Origin of the sequence: Arcobacter defluvii (assembly GCF_013201725.1) — a bacterium.
Taxonomy (GTDB): Bacteria; Campylobacterota; Campylobacteria; order Campylobacterales; family Arcobacteraceae; genus Aliarcobacter; species Aliarcobacter defluvii.
In genome coordinates this window covers 356,141-376,270 of record NZ_CP053835.1, presented here as the reverse complement: position 1 = coordinate 376,270, position 20,130 = coordinate 356,141, and the positions used below count along the sequence as shown (strand labels likewise).

The window sequence follows — 20,130 nt, the reverse complement described above, 5'->3', positions numbered from 1 at the left end:
TAGTTATTTTAATTGATTAAATTCTAAATTAAACTCTATTTCTATTCCCGCTTCCATTTTTATCATACTTATTGGATATGAAATATTTATAGAATATAACTCACTATTTAGAGTTGATATTAAATCAAAAAATTCTTTTGGTTCTTTTACTAAAATATTAATTGTATAATCAAATTTATTTATTCCTTGATTTATTGTCGATATATATTTTATTATTGCATTTTCAGGCATTAAAATCTTTAATTGTTCAGTAACTCTTTCAACAGACATTGTTTCATCTGTTATATATGCTTTATCGAAATTTTTATAACTAATATTTAATTCATTTTCATCTTTTGCTATAATTGTTGTATCAAAATCTATTTTTTTCTCTGGATCAACAAGTTCAAACTGAGTATTTTTATACAATTTGTCTAAAGCAGGTTTTAATAATACTAAATTTTCTTCTTTTAAAGAAAATACTTTTAATTCTAAATTATTTGGAACGATTTTCATTTCTTTAATCATAACACCTACTGGTATTGTATTAAAAATAACTCTTATTCTTTGTTCAATTTTATCATTTAAATTAATATGATTAGGTAATGTTGTTAATTTTTCTTCTATCTTAACTTTTTCAATTCTTTCTTTCTTGAAAAGTTTTTCAAAATCTATCATCGTATATATTTTATATAACCCTAAAGATAAAACAGCTAATAATAAAATCAAATAAAGATATTTAAAATCTCTTTTCTTTTTCTTCTTTCTAGGCTTTATAAAACTTTTTTTTAAATGTTTATCTCTTGACAATTCAAAAACTTCTTCATCAATATTTATTGGATGATAGTCAACTTTTAGCATTAGTTCTTGAGAAAGTTGTTCTATCTCTTCAGAGCTTAATTGTTTCAATACATAAAGAATTGTAATTTTTTCTACAAAAACCCCATTCTTTTTACTATAAAAATCATTCAAAGTATTATGTATAATTTCATTTAATTCTAAATAATAAATTTCATCAAAAAGTTTTTGCCCCTCTAAATCATCTTCATAAAAATGAGTTTTTTTAACTGATTCAAATGTTGGTAAATCTACTGTTTCATGATATACAATAATTCCAGATTGATTAAGTATTAAAATAAATGCTTTATTATTATATAAAAGAAGTAAGAGTTCATTTCTACAAACATTTTTTTCTATATGTAAACTCATTATATGAAAAGCTGAATAAATATAATCTATCCCTGTTTTAACAAAATAATTCTTTGTTTCAAAAAGAGTTGTTTTTAATACAGCAATATCAAATTCATCATTAAACTTTCCAATCTCACAATCTTTTAATTTTGATGATAATGACTTAGGAACAAGTTTAGTAGTATCACTTATTAGAAGAGTTGAGATATATGTAAAATCTATCTCTTCTTGTGAAGTATTTATTTTTTGCGCAATATCTAAAGGTAAAATTTCATCATCTACTAGAAAAACTGAATTATTCGCATCGATTATCTCTTCATTATTGAGTTTTTTGAAATCAAGCTTTAATTGAGTATCATATTTAATTGCATTGATATATAAAGATTCTTTAGTAAACATTTATCCCTACTTACTTAATTTCAAGGCATTGAGTGTATCAACATTTTTTCTTTGATAAATTCCCTTGCTTGCTCAAATTCCATATTTTTAATATCAAATGGTTCACTGATATAAAAATCTATTCTACCAAAAGGTTTTGGTAAAACAAATTTATCCCATGAGTTAAATTGCCAATATTTTGTTGGTATAGTATTAAAACATACAATTTTAGATTCACTCTTTTGAGCTAAAGCTATTACTCCATCTGCAATTGAGTATCGTGGACCTCTTGGACCATCAGGTGTAATAGCCAAATCATTTCCTAATTTTAACTCTTTTATTGCACTTATTAAAACTTTTGCTGCACCTTTTGATGAAGATCCACGAACTGCTCCAATTTTAAAATTTGAAGCTAATTTTGTTATGATTTCTCCATCTTTATTGTGACTTATCATTGCTTTTACAATTCCATTTTTTCTAAATCCAAAATAGTTGTATATTTGAGATATCAAATCTCCATGCCACATACATATAATAATTGGTTTTCCATCATCTTTTGGATGATGATAAACTTTTTTATTTGTTGCATATATCATTTTAACTAAATAATACAACAAATAAGGAAGTATATTTAATTTAAAATATTTTAACATTAGCTTATTATTTCACCCTTTAAAGATGTTCTTGTTGCTTCAACAATTTTTACATCTACAAATTTACCTAGTAATTCATCACTACCTTTTGTAAACACTTGTAAATAACTATCTGTAAATCCACAAACTTCACCATTTGGTTTTAAACTCTCAACCAATACATTTAAAGTTTTTCCAACATAAGTAGGCATTGTGTCTTCAAGATGTCTTTTATGAAGTTCAATTAATTCAATTAATCTTGCGCTTCCAATTTCATCTGGAATCTCTTTATCAGCCAAATTTAATGCTTCTGTTCCGGGTCTTGGAGAATATTTAAAGTTAAAAATTTGATCAAATTTAACTTGATTTACAACATCTAATGTATCTTCAAAATCTTCTTGTCTTTCTCCTGGAAATGCAACAATTATATCTGTTGTAATTCTTAAATTAGGAATTAATTCTCTCATTTTTGCTGCTCTATTTAAAAACCACTCTTTTGTATATCCTCTTTTCATAGCTTTTAAAACTTCAGTTGAACCGCTTTGTAAAGGCATATGAATACACTTTGAAATTTTCTCATTTCTTGCAAATTCTTCAATAAAATCATCATCCATATGCAAAGGATGAGGAGAAGTAAATCTAATTCTTTTTAATCCCTCAACTTTAGAAATATCTTGTAAAAGTTTTGTAAATGTATATTTTTCTCTTTTATCACTAAATCTTCTACCATAAGAGTTAACATTTTGTCCAAGAAGCATAACTTCAACTGCACCTAGTTCAACTGATTTTCGCACCTGCTCAACAATCATTTCAGGTGGAATAGAAATTTCTTCACCACGAGTACTAGGAACAATGCAATAAGTACATTTTTTATCACAACCAATAGAAATATTTACACTTGCTCTGTATTTATTTGTTTTAGCTGTTGAAAATTCATAAGTTGATTCATCATTGTCAATTGCTACTTCAACTGCACCTTTTACATCAACTACATCTTTTATTTTTGATATATTTCTTGCCCCAACAACAAAATCTACATAAGGTGCTCTTTTTATAATATCATGCCCTAAATGTGATGCTGTACATCCACAAACACCAATTTTTGCACCATCTTTTTTCTTTTTATTAAATTGACCTATTTCTGAAAAAAGTTTTTGAACAGGTTTTTCTCTAACTGAACAAGTATTTATAATAATTAAATCAGCATCTTCAATATTTTGTGTTGGTATATAACCTTTGTGTTTCTCTAGTTCAGCTTGAATATGTTGACTATCAGTGTCATTCATTTGACACCCTAGAGTTTGTATAAATAATTTTTTGTTTGAACTCATAATTTTTATAACACTATTAATAGATTAAAGTGCATGAACCTCATACATATATTCATCATCCGCTAAACCATATTTTACTTCTCTAAAATACACGTTATTTCCATCAGCTTCTAAAGCATCTACTAATGCCATCATATCTTTATGTGAGTTATCTCTATCAAAATAAAATATTTTTTGTCCATCTTTGTTCAACTCTTCTTTTATTTTATCTAATTGCACTTTTTTTGGTTTTTCATTTAACTCATTTCTTGCAAATAATAATTCCATTTATTAAGCCTTTTTCTTTGTTTATTAATTGTACATTTTAGCTCAAAATTACTTTAATTTCTATAAAAGGCTATTTTAGATATACTATACATCTATACTACATTGAAAATCATCCTAATCATTTCAATGTCAACAAACAAGAGGTTATTTAATGGATAAAATAATAGATATTTTAGATTCAATCGCATATGAGAAAGGTCTCAAAATTGATGATGTTGAAAATGCACTAAAAGAAGCTTTAATTAAAACTGCACAAAAAATGGTAGATGCTACTTTAGTTTTTGATGCAAATATTGATAGAGCAAACAAGAGACTTGAATTATTTCAAAAAATTGAAGTTGTGGATGAAGATGATGAAAGATTACTTGCAAATGCAATTAATAAACAAGGTTTACCTGTAAACTATGAAAATTTCATCACTTTAGAAGAAGCAAAAGAAATCGACCCAGATTTAGAAATCGGTGATTTTATGAATTATGATTTAGAATTTGAAAATATGGGAAGAAATGCAGCCACTATTTTACATAGTAATTTTGAATTTAGACTTCAAAGATTTATTGAAGAAAATATTGTTAATAAATATAAAGAAAAAATAGGAAAAACAGTTTCAGGAACTGTTACAAGAGTTGATAAATCAGATAATACATTTATTGAAATAGGTGAAGTAAAAGGTATCCTACAACGAAAAAGTAGAATTAAAGGTGAAACTTTTAAAGTTGGTGATGTATTAAAAGCCGTTGTAAAAGGTGTTAATATTGATAAAACAAATGGATTATTAATTGATATTTCAAGAACTTCTCCTAAATTTTTAGAAAATCTTTTAACTTTAGAAGTTCCGGAATTAAAAGATAAAAAAGTTATCATTGAAGCAAGTGCAAGAATTCCAGGAACTAGATCTAAAATAGCACTTTCTACAATCGAACCACAAATTGACCCAATAGGTGCAGTAGTTGGAGTAAAAGGTGTAAGAATTAGTTCTGTTTCAAAGCAACTTCATGGAGAAAATATTGATTGTGTTGAATATTCAACAATCCCTGAAATGTTCATTTCAAGAGCATTATCTCCTGCAATGGTAAATAGCGTTAAAATTGAAAAAGCTCCAATCAATGGAGAAAAAGGAAAAGCTATTGTTACAATTCCAAGTGATCAAAAATCAAAAGCAATAGGAAAAGCTGGTTTAAATATTAGACTTGCTTCAATGCTTACAAAATATGATATTGAATTAGTTGAAATTGCTTCAATAAATTCAAATTCATCAAATAATGAAGCAACTTCATCTAATGAAGAAAAAACAACTGATACTGCATCTTTAGAAGCTCTATTTAAGTAAAAAAATGAATAAAATATTTATCTATGATTCAGTTAAAAAGGAAAAATTAGAGTTTAACTCTATTTTTCCAAATGTAGCAAAAATTTATATTTGTGGACCAACTGTTTATGATGATTCTCATTTAGGTCATGCAAGAAGTGCAATATCTTTTGATTTACTGCATAGAGTTTTAAAAATAAATGGCTATGAAGTAATTATGACTAAAAACTTCACTGATATTGATGATAAAATCATAAAAAAAATGTATGATTCAAATAGAACACTTGAAGATATTACAAAACAATATATAACAGCTTATAAAGCTGATATGAAGGCTTTAAATATCTTAGATAATTCTATAGAACCTAAAGCTACTGAAAATCTTGATGTTATGAAAGATATGATTTCAAACCTTATTTCAAAAGACATTGCATATAAAACATCTGATAGTGTATATTTTGATACTTCAAAAGATTCACTTTATGGAACACTTTCACATAAAACTAATGATGAAAATTCAATTGCAAGAGTTGAAGAAAATAAAGAAAAAAGAAATAGTGCTGATTTTGCTTTATGGAAATTTGAAAAAGCAAATGACGTAAGTTTTGATGCTCCTTTTGGAAAAGGAAGACCAGGGTGGCATATAGAATGTTCTGCGATGATTGAAAAACATTTAGCTTATAAAAATACTCCTTATCAAATTGACATCCATGGTGGAGGTGCAGATTTACTTTTTCCACATCATGAAAATGAAGCTGCGCAAACAAGATGTTCATCAAATCAACAATTAGCAAAATATTGGATGCATAACGGTTTTGTAAATATAAATGGAGAAAAAATGAGTAAATCATTGGGAAACTCATTTTTTTTAAAAGATGTTTTAAAATCTTATAGTGGAGAAGTTGTAAGATTCTATCTTATGTCAACACATTATAGAGCAAATTTTAATTTCAATGAAGAAGATTTAATCTCATCAAAAAAAAGACTTGATAAACTTTACAGACTTAAAAAAAGAGTTTATGGATTAGAAGGTTCAATGGTTAATAAAACATTTAAAGAAGCTATTTTAAATGCTTTAAATGATGATATGAATACTTCAATTGCTTTATCAATTATTGATGAGATGATTAATACTTCAAATGATAAATTAGATGCAAATCCAAAAGATAAAAATCTAAAAAAAGAGTTAATTTCAAATATTTTATTTATTGAAGAAATTCTTGGAGTTGGAGGAAATGACGCTTATTCTTATTTCCAATTTGGAATTGATAAATCGACAAAAGAAAAAATTGAAGATTTAATTAATAAAAGAAATGAAGCAAAAATCAGTAAAGATTTTCAAACTGCAGATAAAATTAGAGATGAATTATCAAAACTTGATATTTCACTTATGGATACTGCTAATGGAACAGTTTGGGAAAAACTATAAATTTTATTTTTATTAAAAAAATAAAAAAAGGGAAGAAGTTCAACTTCTTCCCTTTTTATTTACTAAAAATAATTCTTAGTAGAATGATCTTGCATATGCAGAATCAGTGATATTTTTAGTATCAACAATATAAGGAACTAATGCCATATGTCTAGCTCTTTTGATTGCTTTTTCTACCATTTCTTGTGCATTTTTAGAGTTACCTGTAAGTCTTCTAGGCATAATTTTACCTCTTTCACTCATAGATAATTTTAATAAATCTGTATTTTTATAATCGATGAAATCAACTTTCATTTCAGTATATTTACAATATTTTTTTCCGTATTTTCTTCTTTCAGCCATTTGATTTTCCTTTTCTAAAACGGTATTTCGTCTTCGTCTATATCAATTTCAGGTATTCTTTGTTCAATCTTTGGTTTTGATTGATTCATACCACCATAACTGTCATGAGAAGTTGGCTCGTCATATTGAATTGGTGCTGGTTGAGTGTATCCCTGAGGATTATAACCTTGGTTTTCAGTATTTCCTGAATCACCTTTTGTATCTAACATTTTCATAGTATCAACTCTTAAAGAGTGTCTACTTCTTGTTGATCCATCTTGAGCTGTCCATTGTTCAAAAACAAGTCTTCCTTCTAATAATACTTTAGAACCTTTTTTTAAGTATTGGTTAGCAACTTCTGCAGATCTTCCAAAGATATTAAAATCTAAAAAACAAACTTCATCTTTTTGTTCTCCAGTTGAAGATTTGTATTTATAAGATGTTGCAATTGCAGATTTTGCAATAGCAGAACCTGAAGGCAAATATCTTAATTCAATATCTCTTGTTAAATTTCCTACCATTATTACTTTATTATACATGTAAGGTTCCTAATTATATTTATTTAGCAGCTTTTTTAGCAGCCTCATCACTCATTTTTGTCCAAGAAACAACTTCTTTTTTGCTTTCATATTTAATGAAAATAAATCTGATAACATTTTCGTTGATTCTATAATTTCTTTCGATTTCAGCAATTCCAGCTGGGTTACCTCTGAAGTAAACTACATAGTAGTAACCTCTTTTACATTTTTCGATTTCGTAAGCTAATTCTCTAATTCCTACGTTTTCAACAGCTGCAATTTCTCCACCATTTTTTTCGATGATTGCTTTAAGTCCATCAATTTGTGCTACAGTTTCTTCTTCAGTTAATGTAGGTTTTAAGATAAACATTGTTTCATAATGTTTGATTTTTGACATTAATTCTCCTTATAGATTGTGCCGGTATTCTTTACATTTCCTAATATCAGCAAGGATTTCTTTTTTGTAAAGTTTGTGATTTTATCTAAATAAAACTGTAAACTTTCTTAGAGCAGACTGAAGATATAAACTTTGATTATCAATTTTTGAAGATTTAAAATCAAGTTCTATATCTAATAAATATTCTAAAATATTTTGAAAAGTTTCAGGTTTTATATTTATTGCTAATTTTGATTTTTTTTCCCAAATATTTTTTGGTGGAACAAATCCTAAAATTTCTTTTGGGTTTGGTTGTCCCATTGTTCTCGCATATGAGCTAATCATAAATAATTGTTGAACAAAAGAAGTAACTTGATTTAATAAAAATATCTCATTCATTCCCTCTTCTAAAATCAAAGTTAAATCATCACTAATATCTTTACCATTTATTAAATCATATAAAAAATCTTCAAAATTAACTGTACCTATTCCAAAGCAATTATTATCAACAACATTTATTGTTATTAATTGGTTTAAGATAGCTAACTTTTTTAAATCATTAACACATAATGCTAAATCATTTTTATGCATAAAATAAAGATGATTTAAAGCACTCACTTCATATTGCATTTGAAGCATTTTTGCTTCATATTCTAAAAATTTTGTTGCTTCCAAATCTGTTGGCTGAAAAAATCTAACAGCAACAGAATTTGTTTTTAAAGAAAAACTATTTTCCATTGTTTTAAAATCTCCATCACCCATACATGCAAATATAAGTGTACTATCAGGATTTACATTACAAGCTTCAATTAGTGCATCAACTTCTTTTTTAGGTATTTTTTTTTCAACTTTTATTAATAAAATATTGTTTGAAGAAAAAAGTGATGATTGTAATAATTTATCTTTTGCATATTTAAAATTATAATCATCAAAATATAGTTTTTCAATTTCATCACTTTCACCAAACATTTGAGCAATTACTAAAGAATACTGTTCAATTAAAAAGATAGATTGTCCATAAAACATATAAGCTTTAAATTTTTTATTTTGTTTTAAATAGTTATCAAATTCGTTTTTATACATAATAAAATAATAACCTAAGTTTACTTTTAATACAATTTATTTATTCATATTAAAAGGGGTTAAGCCATGTATAAGATTGTACTTCCAATATTAGGTTTTGAAAGTTTCGACAGTTTATCAATTGAAAAAATTGATGAATTTTTCTCTTTTTTAGTTTTTGATGAAAATACAAAAATAACAGTTGTAAATATCAATGTTTTGACAAAAGTTTCATTTGATTTTCAAATTGATTCAAATGTTTTAGAAAAATTAAAAATTAAATCTAAAGAAGATTTTTCAACTTATTTTGCTGTTGTTTCTCAGAATCCTATAGAACACTCAATTATAAATCTTGTTTCTCCTATATTTATAAATGAAAAAGAGAAACTTATTGGTCAATATGTAACTACTGAAAAAGTAGAACCATATTTAGCTTCTATTGATAAGTGTGCTACATTATAGTTACAACTATAACTTTTGTAGCAATATCGGCAGATTTTATTTTCACTCTCATTTTTGAAAATAATTTCTGTCCTCTATAATTTTCTAAAATTACTTTCATTCCAATAATTTTTTCATAACAAACAGCTTTTGCTTTTTCTGTATCAACAACTTTTACTTTTAGTTCTTCACCTAAATGAGAAGCTGCCCATCTTGCATATTTTCTATCTTCAAAATCCCAAACAAGTTGATCAACTTTTCTTTCATTTAAAGAGATATGTTCACAAATATCATCTATATTTTTTGGAGTTTGTTTTGTCTTTAAAATTCTATGTAAGACTAAATCTGAATATCTTCTAATTGGTGATGTAAAATGAGAATAAAAAGAGAATCCTAAACCAAAATGTCCTAGATTTTTTGAACTATATTTAGCTTGTGTTTGAGCTTGGATAATTAGTTCATCAATTTCTGCACTCATCATTGAATTTTTTGCTTTTTCTTGAATGTGTGTTATTGTTTCATGAACATCACTTTGAAGTTTTACATTAACTCCCAAAATATTTACATCATCTACAAGTTTTGAAATTGCTTTAAAAGGTGGTTCTTCATGAATCCTATATATTCCAACTGTATTTACTTTTTTACTTGCTTCTATATTTGCCATTAACATACACTCTTCAACTAACTGATGAGATGCTGTTGATGTTTCAACATCAATAGATTCAAGTTCATCATTTCTTAACTTTAATCTATTTTCAGTTGTTCTAAAATCATAACCTTTTAATAATCTTCTTTTTCTAAATTTTTTACTAATTTCATATAAAGGAATTAAATAGTCAAATATCTCTTTTTCAACTTTTGAATATTGGTCAAGATGTCCTTCAATAACCCTATCAATTCTTCCATAAGAGAAATTTTTGTGGGAATTTATAACTGCTTCAAAAAGCTCAGCTTTTTTCACACTAAAATTTTCTAAATCTAAATACATTTTAAAAACATAAGAGTATCTATCAACTCCTTCTTTTAATGAACACATCTCTTCACTCAAAATTGGAGGAAGCATTGGTAAAACTTTTGTAGGAAGATAAATAGAAGTAGATTTTTTAAATGCTAAAATATCAAGTTCACTACCCTCTTTTACAAAATATGAAACATCTGCAATCGCTACATATAAAATATTTTCATTTTTATCAAAATAAATTGCATCATCGTGGTCTTTTGCACTATTTGGGTCAATCGTACAAAATGCTAAATCTCTTAAATCAACTCTTTGTTTTTTATCATCCATTAAAGCTTTTACATCTAAATGTTTTTCTAATCTATAAAGTTCTTCATATAAATATAAAGAGATAAATTCATCTATTTTTGAATCATTTAAATTTCCAACATTTTTAATCAAATCAAATGATTTATTATCAACAATTAAAACATCTAATTCTTTATATTTTAAAGCATTTTTATTATCAAGTCTAATATTTTCTTTTAATGTATAAAAAGCTTTATCTTTTACATAAACTAAAAGTTCAGCTTTTTTACTTTCAAGTATTTTTACAATTTTTGCTTTAGTTTTACTTCTTGGGTTAAAAACTCTTTTTGCTAATACCAAATCACCATTATAAGCGCCATTTAAATCTTCTAATTCAATTTTTATATTTTTTAATTCACTTACTAAATCTTCTAAAATTACAAAATTTTTTCCGATATTTACAATTGCAATTTTATATTTAGAATTTAACTCAAAATTGCCATTTTGATTTTTTATTATGATTTCATCTTTTAAAAATTTTTCTATTTCATTTAATTCATCATTCGAATAATTTTTACATTCTGTTTGAATTTTTATAAATAGTTCTCTTAGCAAAATAAATCCTTTTTAAATAATCACATAATAGTATCTAAACTATCTCTACACTTGCCTTTAATTTTCAAGTTATCTAATATTTAGATAGTTTTTTGTATAATCTGCAAAAAATTTTTTAATTAGAGGAAAGAGTAATGGCATTAAACGTTTACTATGATAAAGATTGTAATATCGAATTAATTAAATCTAAAAAAGTTGCAATGATTGGATTTGGTTCTCAAGGGCACGCTCACGCTGAAAACTTAAGAGATTCAGGTGTAGAAGTTATCGTTGGATTAAGAAAAGATGGTTCATCTTGGAAAAAAGCAGAAGCTAAAGGTTTTGCTGTAAAAACTGTAGCAGAAGCAACTAAAGAAGCTGATGTTGTAATGATTTTATTACCTGATGAAAATCAAGCTGATATTTATGCAAAAGAAATCAAACCAAATTTAAAAGCTGGTGCTTATTTAGCATTTGGTCATGGATTTAACATTCACTATAAAAGAATTATGCCTGATGCAAACACTAACGTTATGATGGTTGCTCCAAAAGCTCCAGGTCATACTGTTAGATCAGAATTCACAAAAGGTGGAGGGATTCCTGACTTAATTGCTGTTTATTCTGATCCATCTGGAAACACTAAAGATGTTGCATTAGCTTATGCATCTGCAATTGGTGGAGGAAGAACAGGAATTATTGAAACTACTTTTAAAGATGAAACTGAAACTGACTTATTTGGTGAGCAAGCAGTACTTTGTGGTGGAGCAACAGCTTTAGTGCAAGCTGGTTTCGAAACTTTAGTTGAAGCTGGATATGAACCAGAAATGGCATACTTTGAGTGTTTACACGAATTAAAATTAATCGTTGACTTAATGTATGAAGGTGGAATTGCAGATATGAGATATTCTATTTCTAATACTGCTGAGTATGGAGATTATGTATCTGGTCCAAGAGTTATCAATGATGAGTCAAGAGCAGCTATGAAACAAATCTTAAAAGAGATCCAAAATGGTGTATTTGCAAAAGATTTCATCTTAGAAGGTCAATCAGGATATCCAAGAATGAATGCTGAAAGAGCTTATACTAAAGCTTCATTATTAGAGCAAACTGGTGTTAAATTAAGACAAATGATGCCTTGGATTGCATCTAAAAAAATCGTTAACCAAGAAACTAACTAAAAATTACATTAGGGAAGATTTTTCTTCCTTAATTGAAACTATCATTAATGAACCCAAAAAAGACAAAATCAAAAAGCAAGCGTACAAATAAAATTTCTCAAAAAAGATTAGTTAAAATCTTTATTTTCATATTCTTATTTACTTCATTAGCTTCAATTAGCAGCTATTTTTTAATGTCTAATAAAAAAGATAATACTTTAGAAAAAACTGATAATATTTTAGAAACAAAAAATGAAACAAAAAAAAATAAAACTTTTGATGAATTAAAACTATTTGAAACAAAAAAACCTGAACAATATTTTGATGAAGTTATCCCAAAAGATGACTCCTATGATAAATTTGAAGAGTATACACAAGCCTTAGAAAAAGATTTTTTAGAAAAAACTCTTGAAGATGAACAACAAATAAATGAAAAAATTGTAAAAAGAATTGAAGAATTAAAAGAAGATAAGAGAAAAGAGAAACAAAAAGAAGAAAAAATAAAAGAAACAAAAAAGGAAAATGAAAAACAAACAAGTAAAGTTGATGATAAAGCTATAATCACAAAAAAAGATACTTATATCTTTAATAAAAGTGATAAACCCAAATTAGTAATTATTATTGATGATGTTAGTACAAATACACAAAAAGAAAAAATACAAAATATAGGTTATCCTATAACTATGGCTTTTTTACCTCCGACTCCATCTCATAAAGAATCTGCAAAAATTGCACAAAATCTAAAATTTTATATGATACATTTTCCTATGCAAGCATCAAGTGCATTTAAAGGGGAAGAAATAAATACTTTAAAAATAACAGATTCTTATGAAGTTATTGAAAATAGAGTAAAACAATTAAGAGCTTGGTACCCAAATGCTATATATACAAATAATCACACAGGTTCTGTTTTTACTGAAAATGAAGAAGCAATGGATAAATTATTTCGTGCTTTAAAAAAATATAATTTTATTTTTGTTGATAGTAGAACTAGTGCAAAATCTGTGGCAAAAAAATATGCAAAAAAGTATGAAATGGCATATATTGTAAGAAATACTTTCATCGATAATGATAGAAATTTTACTGCTATTCAAAATCAATTAAAAAAAGCAATTGAAATAGCTAAAAAACAAGGTTATGCCATAGCAATTGGTCATCCTCACGATATAACACTAAAAGTTTTAAAAGATTCAAAACATCTACTTAAAGATGTTGAACCAATACTTGTAAATAAACTTCCTTATTTGTAAAAAATCAGTTATAATAATTTTATTTATTATAACTGGATTTATATGATTAAACAAATAAACTTTAAAATTGAAGAGTTATCTTCAATGAAAAAATATCCCAATGAAATCTTTTATATAGGGAACTTGGATCTTTTAAAAAGAAAAAAAATTGCGATAATAGGAACCCGTAGACCTTCTTCTTATACAAAAGAATTTACATATAAATTATCATCTAAACTATCTTCAAACAATATTTGTATTGTAAGTGGTGCTGCAATGGGAGTTGATGCTATCGCACACCAAGGTGCAAAATCGAATAATACAATTGCTGTTGTTGCAAATGGCTTAGATATAAGATATCCAAGTATAAATAAAAATCTAATTCAAGATATTGAAAATAATGGATTAATCCTTTCAACTTATAAAGAGAAAGAAAAAGCTAAAAATTATACTTTTATATTGAGAAATGAGCTTGTAGTAGCACTTGGAGATATTTTGATTGTGACAGAAGCTGATAAAAACTCTGGTAGTTTAAGTTCTGTTGAGTTTGCATTAAAGATGAAAAAAGAAATTTATACATTACCTCATAGATTAAATGAAAGTCTAGGAACCCAAGAACTTGTAAAAAAGAATCTAATAAAAGTAATATATGATATTGATGAATTTATTGAAAAAATCACTTTTAAGAAAACAAAAATTATAGAAGATGAAGTTTTACTTTTTTGTAGAAATAATCCCACTTATGAAAGTACAATAGAAAAATTCTCAAGCAAAATATTTGAATATGAATTAGAGGGAAAAATCAGTATAAAAAATGGAAGAGTTTATTTAAACTGATATATTCTTTTCTAATTAAACTTTCACTTAAATACTTTTTTTGTTAGAAACTTTTAATAAAATAAAATATCCAATTACTGCTGATATTAATGAAGCTAGTAAAATTGCTAATTTATCTGTATAAAAAAATATATTTGAATCTTCATATGCTAATGAATTTATAAATAAACTCATTGTAAATCCAACTCCTGTTAGAATTGTAACTCCATAAAACTGAATCCAATTCACACCAGTTGGTAATTTTGTAAATTTTAATTTTACAGATATAAAAACAAATAAAAATACTCCTATTTGTTTACCAATAAATAGCCCAAAAAATATCCCTAAAAATACATTATTATCAATCTGCGCTAAGGAAATATTTCTTAAATCTATTCCAGCATTTACAAATGCAAATAGAGGTAAAATAAAAAAAGCAACCCAACTATGAATATAATGTTCTAAAGTCCTCACAGGAGAAATATGTTTTCTTTTTTCATTAATTAAACTAAGAGGTATTGTAAAAGCTAAAATTATTCCTGTTAAAGTTGCATGAACTCCTGTTTTTAGAACACAAATCCATAAAATAAATCCAACTAACATATAAAGACTTAGATATGATATTTTCAAGCGATTAAATATAAAAAGTATTAATATACATATTGTTGCTAGAATTAAAGAACTTAAAGATAATTCTGCAGTATAAAAAAATGCAATTATTAATATTGCACCTAAATCATCAAATATTGCTAATGCCATTAAAAAGATTTTAAGTGAAGTTGGAACTCTTTTTCCAAGAAGTGATAAAATTCCTAAAGCAAAAGCTATATCAGTTGCTGTTGGTATTGCCCAACCACGAAGTGCAAAATTATCATTTATATTTAAAATAAAAAAGATTAATGCAGGAGCTATCATTCCTCCTAGTGCACCAATTAAAGGTAAAGTTATATTTGAAAAACTTGATAAATGTCCTAAAATTAATTCTCTTTTTATTTCTAAACCTATCATTAAAAAGAAAATCGCCATTAGTCCATCGTTTACCCAAAGTATTAAAGGTTTAGATATTTCAAGAATTGTTCCAACTTTTAATTCAATTTTTGTATGTAAAAATTCTGTATAAAAAGGGGATAAAAAGCTATTACTAAAAATTAAAGCTATTATTGTAACAAATATTAAGATTATTCCAGAAGATGATTCATTCTCTAAAAATTTCCCTACTAATGTTTTCATAAATTTTCCTTTATGAGTATATTTTAGTAAAGAAATCTTTAGTTATTGTTAAATTTATTTATATCTTAATTGGTAAGTTATATCTCCAGCTCCGACACCAAGGAAGATTCCCTCATCATAACTTTTGATAATTTTTTCATCTTTTATTAGTTCAATTTTTCCATTAGTTGCTATTATTTTATCTGCAAAAATTGGATTATAAGAGGCGAACTCTTTTTCAAAATCTATATCTATTTTTTTCTCACCAGGAATTGTCCATAAAGGAAGAATTACAAGTTCATCACATCTTCTAAAACATTTTTTAAAACCTTCAAGATTATCACTTGTTCTAGAGTATTTATGTGGTTGCCAAAGAACTATTCTTTTATTTAAATTTGTAAGATTATCATATAACTCTATTGATTTCATAGTTGCTTCAATCTCAGTTGGATGATGTGCATAATCATCAATTACCACAAATTTTTCATTTGATTGAACAATATCAAATCTTTTTTTAATCCCTTTATAGTTTAAAAGATTTTTTCTAATTGTTTCAACATCTAGCTCATTTAAAGCTGCAAGTATTGCTAAAGAGGCATTTGTAGCCATATGGAAACCAAATCCCCAAACTTCAAAAGTTCCTAAATCTTTTAAATCAAATTTAGTGCAAGGTTGATTATCTTTTAGTGTATAACAAAGATTTTTAATATCTTTTGATGGATAAAGGTAAGTTGCATCTTCTATTTTTAGTTTTTGAACATCTTTATCTTCACCATTTACAACTCTTTTTTTTGCAAGACTTAAAAATTTTTCATAAGACTCATAAAACTTATCATAATCATAGTGATAATATTCCATATGTTCAGGTTCTGCATTTGTAACTATTGCACAATAAGGGCTTGAAAGTAAAAAAGAGGCATCAGATTCATCTGCTTCAAAAGCGACTAAATCATTTACATATCTAAAATTTGAACCAAAATCTTTTGAAATTGCACCAATTAGAGCTGTACTATTTAAAATTGAAGCTAACATTGCTGTTGTTGTTGATTTTCCATGAGCTCCGGCAACACAATAATTTTTCTTATCACCTAAAATAATAGGTAATGCTTCTTTACGTGAAAGAGTTCTTATTTGTTTAAGTCTTGCCTCAATTAATTCAGGATTCTCATCTGTAACAGCTGCTGAATAGATAACTAAATCTACATCATCTTTTATATTAGTTGCATCTTGGGGACAAAATACTTTTATTCCCTCTTCTTCTAAAGCTCTTGTAATTGGTGAGCTTTTCATATCTGAACCAGATACTTCATGACCATCAAAATTTAAAAATCTAGCTAAGGCAGAAAGCCCTATCCCACCGATTCCTATAAAATGTACTTTCAATTAATTTCCTAATAAATATTTTAAATTTTCATACTCTTTTTCTAAAACATTTCTATTCTCATTTAAAAATTCTTGATTATCAAACTTAAATTTTATAATAAAATATCCATATTTTTCATCATCAATATCAGCTTCTAAATCAACTCTTGTATCATAAAAATCATCAAGTTCTATATTTGAAGCTAAAAAAACAATCAATACATTTAAAGCTTTTTCTAAAACCTCATCTTCAATGATATTTGCAATTACAAAAATCAATTCTTTTGCACCTTTAAAATTTCCATTTGACCATTTTTCAATAGCATGTTCATATAAAGCTCGAACATATAAAAGATTATCAGCTTCAAGTTTTAGTTTTTCATGATTTTGTAAAATCTTTTCAACATTTGAAAAAGATGTTTTTAAAATCTGTTCATAAAGTTTGTTTATATCTTCTTCATCAAGTCCTAAAACTAACATAGAATCTAAAGTTTCATACATCAATCCTATATCTTCAGCTTTCATAGAATTAACTCTTGTCTCTTCTAAATATTTTAAAAAATCTGGATTTGTTCTTGCTTGAAATAAAGCTTCTTTATCCATCTATAAAATCCTTTAATCTTTTTAAAGTTTCTCTTGTTTTTTCTTCATTTTCAACAAGTGCTATTCTTACATAACCTTTACCTAAACCATTTCTTCCTAAAAAACTTCCAGGTAGTACTTTGATATTTTTTTCTTTATATAAATTTTTTGTAAATTCAAGTTCATCTTTTACTTCTAACCAAATATAAAAAGTTGCTTTTGGGATATCTGTTCCTAAAATCTCTTTTGCAATTTCAAAATTCTTTTTATAGATTTTTCTAAATTCAGCCACATGATTCTGATCATTCCAAGCAACAGCCGCTGCTTCTTGAAGTGGAACAGGAGAAGCACAACCAACATAAGTTCTATATTGTAAATAATCTTTTAAAATAGTTGCATCACCTGCTATAAATCCACTTCTAAGTCCTGGTGCACTACTTCTTTTTGAAATTGAGTTCATTACTAATACATTTTTAAATTCAGTATTTCCAACTTTTATACTAGCTTCTAAAAGTGAAGCTGGTTTTGTCTCTTCTTCAAAATATATTTCACTATAACATTCATCATTTATAAGTATAAAATCAAATTCTAATGCTTTTTTAACCCAAATTCCTAACTCATCAATATCCATTGAAGCTGATGTTGGATTATTTGGGAAATTTAGAACTACTAAATCACATTTTTTTAACTCTTCATCACTAAGCATTGCTTTAAAATTATTCTCTTTTGTTAAATTTATATGAATAACCTCGGCACGACTAGCAATTGCTGCACCTTCATAGATTTGATAAAAAGGATTTGTAAAAGCAATTACTGGATTTTTTTTATCAAATAAAGCAAATTGAGGGAAGTTAAATAAAACTTCTCTTGTTCCAAAAGTTGGAACAATTTGATTTATTTCTAAAGATACATTGAATCTATTTTTTACAAAATTAATCATAGATTCTCTTAAAAATACTTCACCTACTGTTGAGGGATATTTTCTCAAAAGAGGTGTTGTTTCTTTTAATTTATCTTGGATGAATTGTGGTGTTTCAAATTTTGGTTCACCTATTGTCAAAGCTGATAGTTCAAATTTATCATTTGGAACCACATCTTTTAATAACTCATTCAATTTTTCAAATGGATATTTTTCAAAATTCATAAATTTTATTTCCTTATTTTTATTCTTCAGATATTGGGATTAGTAATTGATTAAATTTATTCATATCAAATGCAATAAAATCACTATTTGTATAGAAAAATTTAAATGAAAATCTTTTTTTAAACATATCTTGTTTTAAAGGTAAGATTTGTAGCATATTTCTTTGTTTTTTTAACTCTCTGATTGGATTTTCACCACTTGTTACTATTTCTAATTTTTCATTAAATATTTTTGCTAAGTTTTCAAAATGATCTAAAAGATTAGATTTTCCTTCTTTTTCACCAATTGGGTCTAAATCAAATATTTTTGTTTTTATTTTTAATTGACTTGAGATATCAAATACTATTGGTGAAATTTGCTCATAAGAATTTGTATCATTTAATATAATTACTGTTCTTTTTACAGATTTTAACTTTTCTTTTCCAAATTTAAATACTGGAATTTTAAGTTCCATAACACTTTTTGTTCTCTCTTTATCTTTGAACATTTCATGTGTCAACATAATCATACCAATATTATATTTTCTATAATCTTCTTTTACAATTTTTGAAAAACCTTTATTTGCATAATCAATTTGTAAAATAATAGTAGGAAAATGTCTTAACTCATTTTTAATTAAATCCATAATTTCAACTGTTGTAGGTCTTGTAACTCTAACTATTAATAAATTATTTTTCAATTTTTGATTTAAATATTTTGCTTCATCAATAGCTTTTTTTACACTATTTTCATCTTCAAGATATAAATCTAAATATAGATAAATATTACTTCCAAATGGCATAGGAAATTGCCCTTGAGTTTTTCCAATTACATTATAAACTTGCATTAAAACATCAGGTTTTCCAATAACTAAAATTACATCATTTGGTTTTAAAACTAAAGAAGGTTTTATATTTATCATCTTTTGATTTCTGTAAAGCCCAAAAATTCTCCACTCTTTTTGCTCAATTGAACCAATATATCTATAAGCATAAGAACTTCCAAATGGAATTCTTATCTCCATAATTTCACCTTGTTTTAATCCAATATTTTGCGCTAGTACAGGAACATTTGGGAGTTTTTCAACCATTCCATTTGCTAAAACTTCAATTCCTCTATAAATATTTACTAAAGAATCATTTACTTTTATTCCCCAATAATCCAAAACTGTCATTTGAAGATTTTTTGTGTGTTCTCTAATATTTTTAATTACATTTAAAGTCTCATCTTTAGAGTTAAGTGCAATTAAAACTTCTGTATGAATATTTTTATCTAAAACCATTGAAAGTTTTGATTTTGAAGTTGGATCAAACTTATAAAATGTAAAGTTAGAAGGCTTTTGTACTGGTAAAATTACATCACTCATATATATTACATCATAACTATTGTCACCTGTATTAGCTTCAATAATTCTTTGCATTAATTTTTTTGCAACAATACCATCTAATATAATTAATATTTTTTTCATGACTAAAATTATATCCTAAAAAAATTAATAGTAGATTTTTATTTATAGCTAATTTTTAGCTTTATATTTTACTATCACAAGATATAAATCTTAGTTTAGGTACAATTATA

General features: G+C 26.0%; 20 protein-coding genes. 6 read left to right on the top strand and 14 right to left on the bottom strand.

Annotated features, from left to right (window positions below; genetic code table 11):
• Window positions 1-3: 3 nt before the first annotated feature.
• Genes ADFLV_RS01985 through ADFLV_RS01970 form a run of 4 tightly spaced genes read right to left on the bottom strand, consistent with a single transcriptional unit; the run spans window position 4 to window position 3,778 of the window.
• Window positions 4-1,569, bottom strand: a complete 1,566-nt coding sequence (locus ADFLV_RS01985) for a hypothetical protein (RefSeq protein ID WP_129010347.1) — start codon at window positions 1,567-1,569, stop codon at window positions 4-6.
• Between the two features lie 20 nt (window positions 1,570-1,589).
• Window positions 1,590-2,201, bottom strand: a complete 612-nt coding sequence (locus ADFLV_RS01980) for a lysophospholipid acyltransferase family protein (protein ID WP_014473099.1) — start codon at window positions 2,199-2,201, stop codon at window positions 1,590-1,592.
• Complete coding sequence (miaB, locus tag ADFLV_RS01975; RefSeq protein ID WP_129010346.1) at window positions 2,201-3,511, bottom strand: tRNA (N6-isopentenyl adenosine(37)-C2)-methylthiotransferase MiaB; 1,311 nt, start codon at window positions 3,509-3,511, stop codon at window positions 2,201-2,203. Before miaB ends, ADFLV_RS01980 begins: the two co-directional genes overlap by 1 nt.
• Before the next feature lie 24 nt (window positions 3,512-3,535).
• The gene (locus ADFLV_RS01970; RefSeq protein ID WP_014473097.1) at window positions 3,536-3,778 is read right to left on the bottom strand and encodes an HP0268 family nuclease; all 243 of its coding nucleotides are present in this window, start codon (window positions 3,776-3,778) and stop codon (window positions 3,536-3,538) included.
• A 151-nt stretch (window positions 3,779-3,929) separates the two neighbouring features.
• On the opposite strand from ADFLV_RS01970, the gene nusA reads away from it, so the two are divergent.
• Window positions 3,930-5,108 (top strand): transcription termination factor NusA, encoded by a 1,179-nt coding sequence (nusA, locus tag ADFLV_RS01965; protein WP_014473096.1) that lies wholly within the window; start codon window positions 3,930-3,932, stop codon window positions 5,106-5,108.
• 4 nt (window positions 5,109-5,112) lie between these two features.
• Window positions 5,113-6,516: a cysteine--tRNA ligase gene (gene cysS / locus ADFLV_RS01960; RefSeq protein ID WP_129010345.1), complete on the top strand. Its 1,404-nt coding sequence runs from the start codon at window positions 5,113-5,115 to the stop codon at window positions 6,514-6,516.
• Between the two features lie 75 nt (window positions 6,517-6,591).
• Here the strand turns inward: cysS and rpsR are convergent, their stop codons facing one another.
• The 4 genes from rpsR to holA form a co-directional block, all read right to left on the bottom strand.
• Window positions 6,592-6,858, bottom strand: coding sequence for a 30S ribosomal protein S18 (gene rpsR, locus ADFLV_RS01955; protein ID WP_014473094.1), 267 nt, complete (start codon window positions 6,856-6,858; stop codon window positions 6,592-6,594).
• Window positions 6,859-6,872: 14 nt separating this feature from the next.
• Window positions 6,873-7,376, bottom strand: coding sequence for a single-stranded DNA-binding protein (locus ADFLV_RS01950; RefSeq protein ID WP_014473093.1), 504 nt, complete (start codon window positions 7,374-7,376; stop codon window positions 6,873-6,875).
• A gap of 19 nt (window positions 7,377-7,395) precedes the next feature.
• Complete coding sequence (rpsF, locus tag ADFLV_RS01945; RefSeq protein ID WP_014473092.1) at window positions 7,396-7,752, bottom strand: 30S ribosomal protein S6; 357 nt, start codon at window positions 7,750-7,752, stop codon at window positions 7,396-7,398.
• 81 nt (window positions 7,753-7,833) lie between these two features.
• Window positions 7,834-8,814 carry a DNA polymerase III subunit delta gene (gene holA, locus ADFLV_RS01940; protein WP_129010344.1) on the bottom strand — a complete coding sequence of 327 codons (981 nt, stop codon included), beginning with the start codon at window positions 8,812-8,814 and terminating at the stop codon, window positions 7,834-7,836.
• A 66-nt stretch (window positions 8,815-8,880) separates the two neighbouring features.
• Here holA and fliW point away from each other — a divergent pair, with 66 nt between their 5' ends.
• Window positions 8,881-9,255, top strand: coding sequence for a flagellar assembly protein FliW (gene fliW / locus ADFLV_RS01935; protein ID WP_014473090.1), 375 nt, complete (start codon window positions 8,881-8,883; stop codon window positions 9,253-9,255).
• Here the strand turns inward: fliW and ADFLV_RS01930 are convergent.
• Window positions 9,245-11,095 carry an RNB domain-containing ribonuclease gene (locus ADFLV_RS01930; protein WP_129010343.1) on the bottom strand — a complete coding sequence of 617 codons (1,851 nt, stop codon included), beginning with the start codon at window positions 11,093-11,095 and terminating at the stop codon, window positions 9,245-9,247. The genes fliW and ADFLV_RS01930 overlap by 11 nt on opposite strands.
• Before the next feature lie 134 nt (window positions 11,096-11,229).
• Between ADFLV_RS01930 and ilvC the strand changes: the two genes are divergently transcribed.
• The 3 genes from ilvC to ADFLV_RS01915 all read left to right on the top strand — a co-directional run bounded on the left by ilvC (window position 11,230) and on the right by ADFLV_RS01915 (window position 14,297).
• Window positions 11,230-12,252 (top strand): ketol-acid reductoisomerase, encoded by a 1,023-nt coding sequence (gene ilvC, locus ADFLV_RS01925; RefSeq protein ID WP_014473088.1) that lies wholly within the window; start codon window positions 11,230-11,232, stop codon window positions 12,250-12,252.
• A gap of 173 nt (window positions 12,253-12,425) precedes the next feature.
• Window positions 12,426-13,481, top strand: a complete 1,056-nt coding sequence (locus ADFLV_RS01920) for a divergent polysaccharide deacetylase family protein (protein ID WP_172658746.1) — start codon at window positions 12,426-12,428, stop codon at window positions 13,479-13,481.
• A gap of 42 nt (window positions 13,482-13,523) precedes the next feature.
• Entirely contained in the window at window positions 13,524-14,297 is a 774-nt protein-coding gene (locus tag ADFLV_RS01915) for a DNA-processing protein DprA (protein WP_129010341.1), read from the top strand.
• Between the two features lie 27 nt (window positions 14,298-14,324).
• On the opposite strand, the gene nhaA is transcribed toward ADFLV_RS01915, so the two are convergent.
• From nhaA to ADFLV_RS01890, 5 genes are read right to left on the bottom strand one after another with little or no spacing between them, the layout of a single operon-like run.
• Complete coding sequence (gene nhaA, locus ADFLV_RS01910) at window positions 14,325-15,506, bottom strand: Na+/H+ antiporter NhaA (protein ID WP_129010340.1); 1,182 nt, start codon at window positions 15,504-15,506, stop codon at window positions 14,325-14,327.
• A gap of 54 nt (window positions 15,507-15,560) precedes the next feature.
• Window positions 15,561-16,868, bottom strand: a complete 1,308-nt coding sequence (murC, locus tag ADFLV_RS01905) for a UDP-N-acetylmuramate--L-alanine ligase (protein WP_129010339.1) — start codon at window positions 16,866-16,868, stop codon at window positions 15,561-15,563.
• Window positions 16,869-17,450 (bottom strand): hypothetical protein, encoded by a 582-nt coding sequence (locus ADFLV_RS01900; RefSeq protein ID WP_129010338.1) that lies wholly within the window; start codon window positions 17,448-17,450, stop codon window positions 16,869-16,871. It abuts the gene before it with no gap.
• Window positions 17,443-18,573 (bottom strand): succinyldiaminopimelate transaminase, encoded by a 1,131-nt coding sequence (locus ADFLV_RS01895; RefSeq protein ID WP_014473082.1) that lies wholly within the window; start codon window positions 18,571-18,573, stop codon window positions 17,443-17,445. The genes ADFLV_RS01900 and ADFLV_RS01895 overlap by 8 nt, the downstream gene beginning before the upstream one ends.
• A gap of 19 nt (window positions 18,574-18,592) precedes the next feature.
• Complete coding sequence (locus tag ADFLV_RS01890) at window positions 18,593-20,020, bottom strand: COG3400 family protein (protein WP_014473081.1); 1,428 nt, start codon at window positions 20,018-20,020, stop codon at window positions 18,593-18,595.
• Between the last annotated feature and the right edge of the window lie 110 nt (window positions 20,021-20,130).

What these genes read in the sequence shown, in the direction of transcription:
- ADFLV_RS01985 (WP_129010347.1), bottom strand. Translation starts at nt 1,569, where the DNA reads ATGTTTACTAAAGAATCTTTATATATCAATGCAATTAAATATGATACT.
- ADFLV_RS01980 (WP_014473099.1), bottom strand. Translation starts at nt 2,201, where the DNA reads ATGTTAAAATATTTTAAATTAAATATACTTCCTTATTTGTTGTATTAT.
- miaB (WP_129010346.1), bottom strand. Translation starts at nt 3,511, where the DNA reads ATGAGTTCAAACAAAAAATTATTTATACAAACTCTAGGGTGTCAAATG.
- ADFLV_RS01970 (WP_014473097.1), bottom strand. Translation starts at nt 3,778, where the DNA reads ATGGAATTATTATTTGCAAGAAATGAGTTAAATGAAAAACCAAAAAAA.
- nusA (WP_014473096.1), top strand. Translation starts at nt 3,930, where the DNA reads ATGGATAAAATAATAGATATTTTAGATTCAATCGCATATGAGAAAGGT.
- cysS (WP_129010345.1), top strand. Translation starts at nt 5,113, where the DNA reads ATGAATAAAATATTTATCTATGATTCAGTTAAAAAGGAAAAATTAGAG.
- rpsR (WP_014473094.1), bottom strand. Translation starts at nt 6,858, where the DNA reads ATGGCTGAAAGAAGAAAATACGGAAAAAAATATTGTAAATATACTGAA.
- ADFLV_RS01950 (WP_014473093.1), bottom strand. Translation starts at nt 7,376, where the DNA reads ATGTATAATAAAGTAATAATGGTAGGAAATTTAACAAGAGATATTGAA.
- rpsF (WP_014473092.1), bottom strand. Translation starts at nt 7,752, where the DNA reads ATGTCAAAAATCAAACATTATGAAACAATGTTTATCTTAAAACCTACA.
- holA (WP_129010344.1), bottom strand. Translation starts at nt 8,814, where the DNA reads ATGTATAAAAACGAATTTGATAACTATTTAAAACAAAATAAAAAATTT.
- fliW (WP_014473090.1), top strand. Translation starts at nt 8,881, where the DNA reads ATGTATAAGATTGTACTTCCAATATTAGGTTTTGAAAGTTTCGACAGT.
- ilvC (WP_014473088.1), top strand. Translation starts at nt 11,230, where the DNA reads ATGGCATTAAACGTTTACTATGATAAAGATTGTAATATCGAATTAATT.
- ADFLV_RS01920 (WP_172658746.1), top strand. Translation starts at nt 12,426, where the DNA reads ATGTCTAATAAAAAAGATAATACTTTAGAAAAAACTGATAATATTTTA.
- ADFLV_RS01915 (WP_129010341.1), top strand. Translation starts at nt 13,524, where the DNA reads ATGATTAAACAAATAAACTTTAAAATTGAAGAGTTATCTTCAATGAAA.
- nhaA (WP_129010340.1), bottom strand. Translation starts at nt 15,506, where the DNA reads ATGAAAACATTAGTAGGGAAATTTTTAGAGAATGAATCATCTTCTGGA.
- ADFLV_RS01900 (WP_129010338.1), bottom strand. Translation starts at nt 17,450, where the DNA reads ATGGATAAAGAAGCTTTATTTCAAGCAAGAACAAATCCAGATTTTTTA.
- ADFLV_RS01895 (WP_014473082.1), bottom strand. Translation starts at nt 18,573, where the DNA reads ATGAATTTTGAAAAATATCCATTTGAAAAATTGAATGAGTTATTAAAA.
- ADFLV_RS01890 (WP_014473081.1), bottom strand. Translation starts at nt 20,020, where the DNA reads ATGAAAAAAATATTAATTATATTAGATGGTATTGTTGCAAAAAAATTA.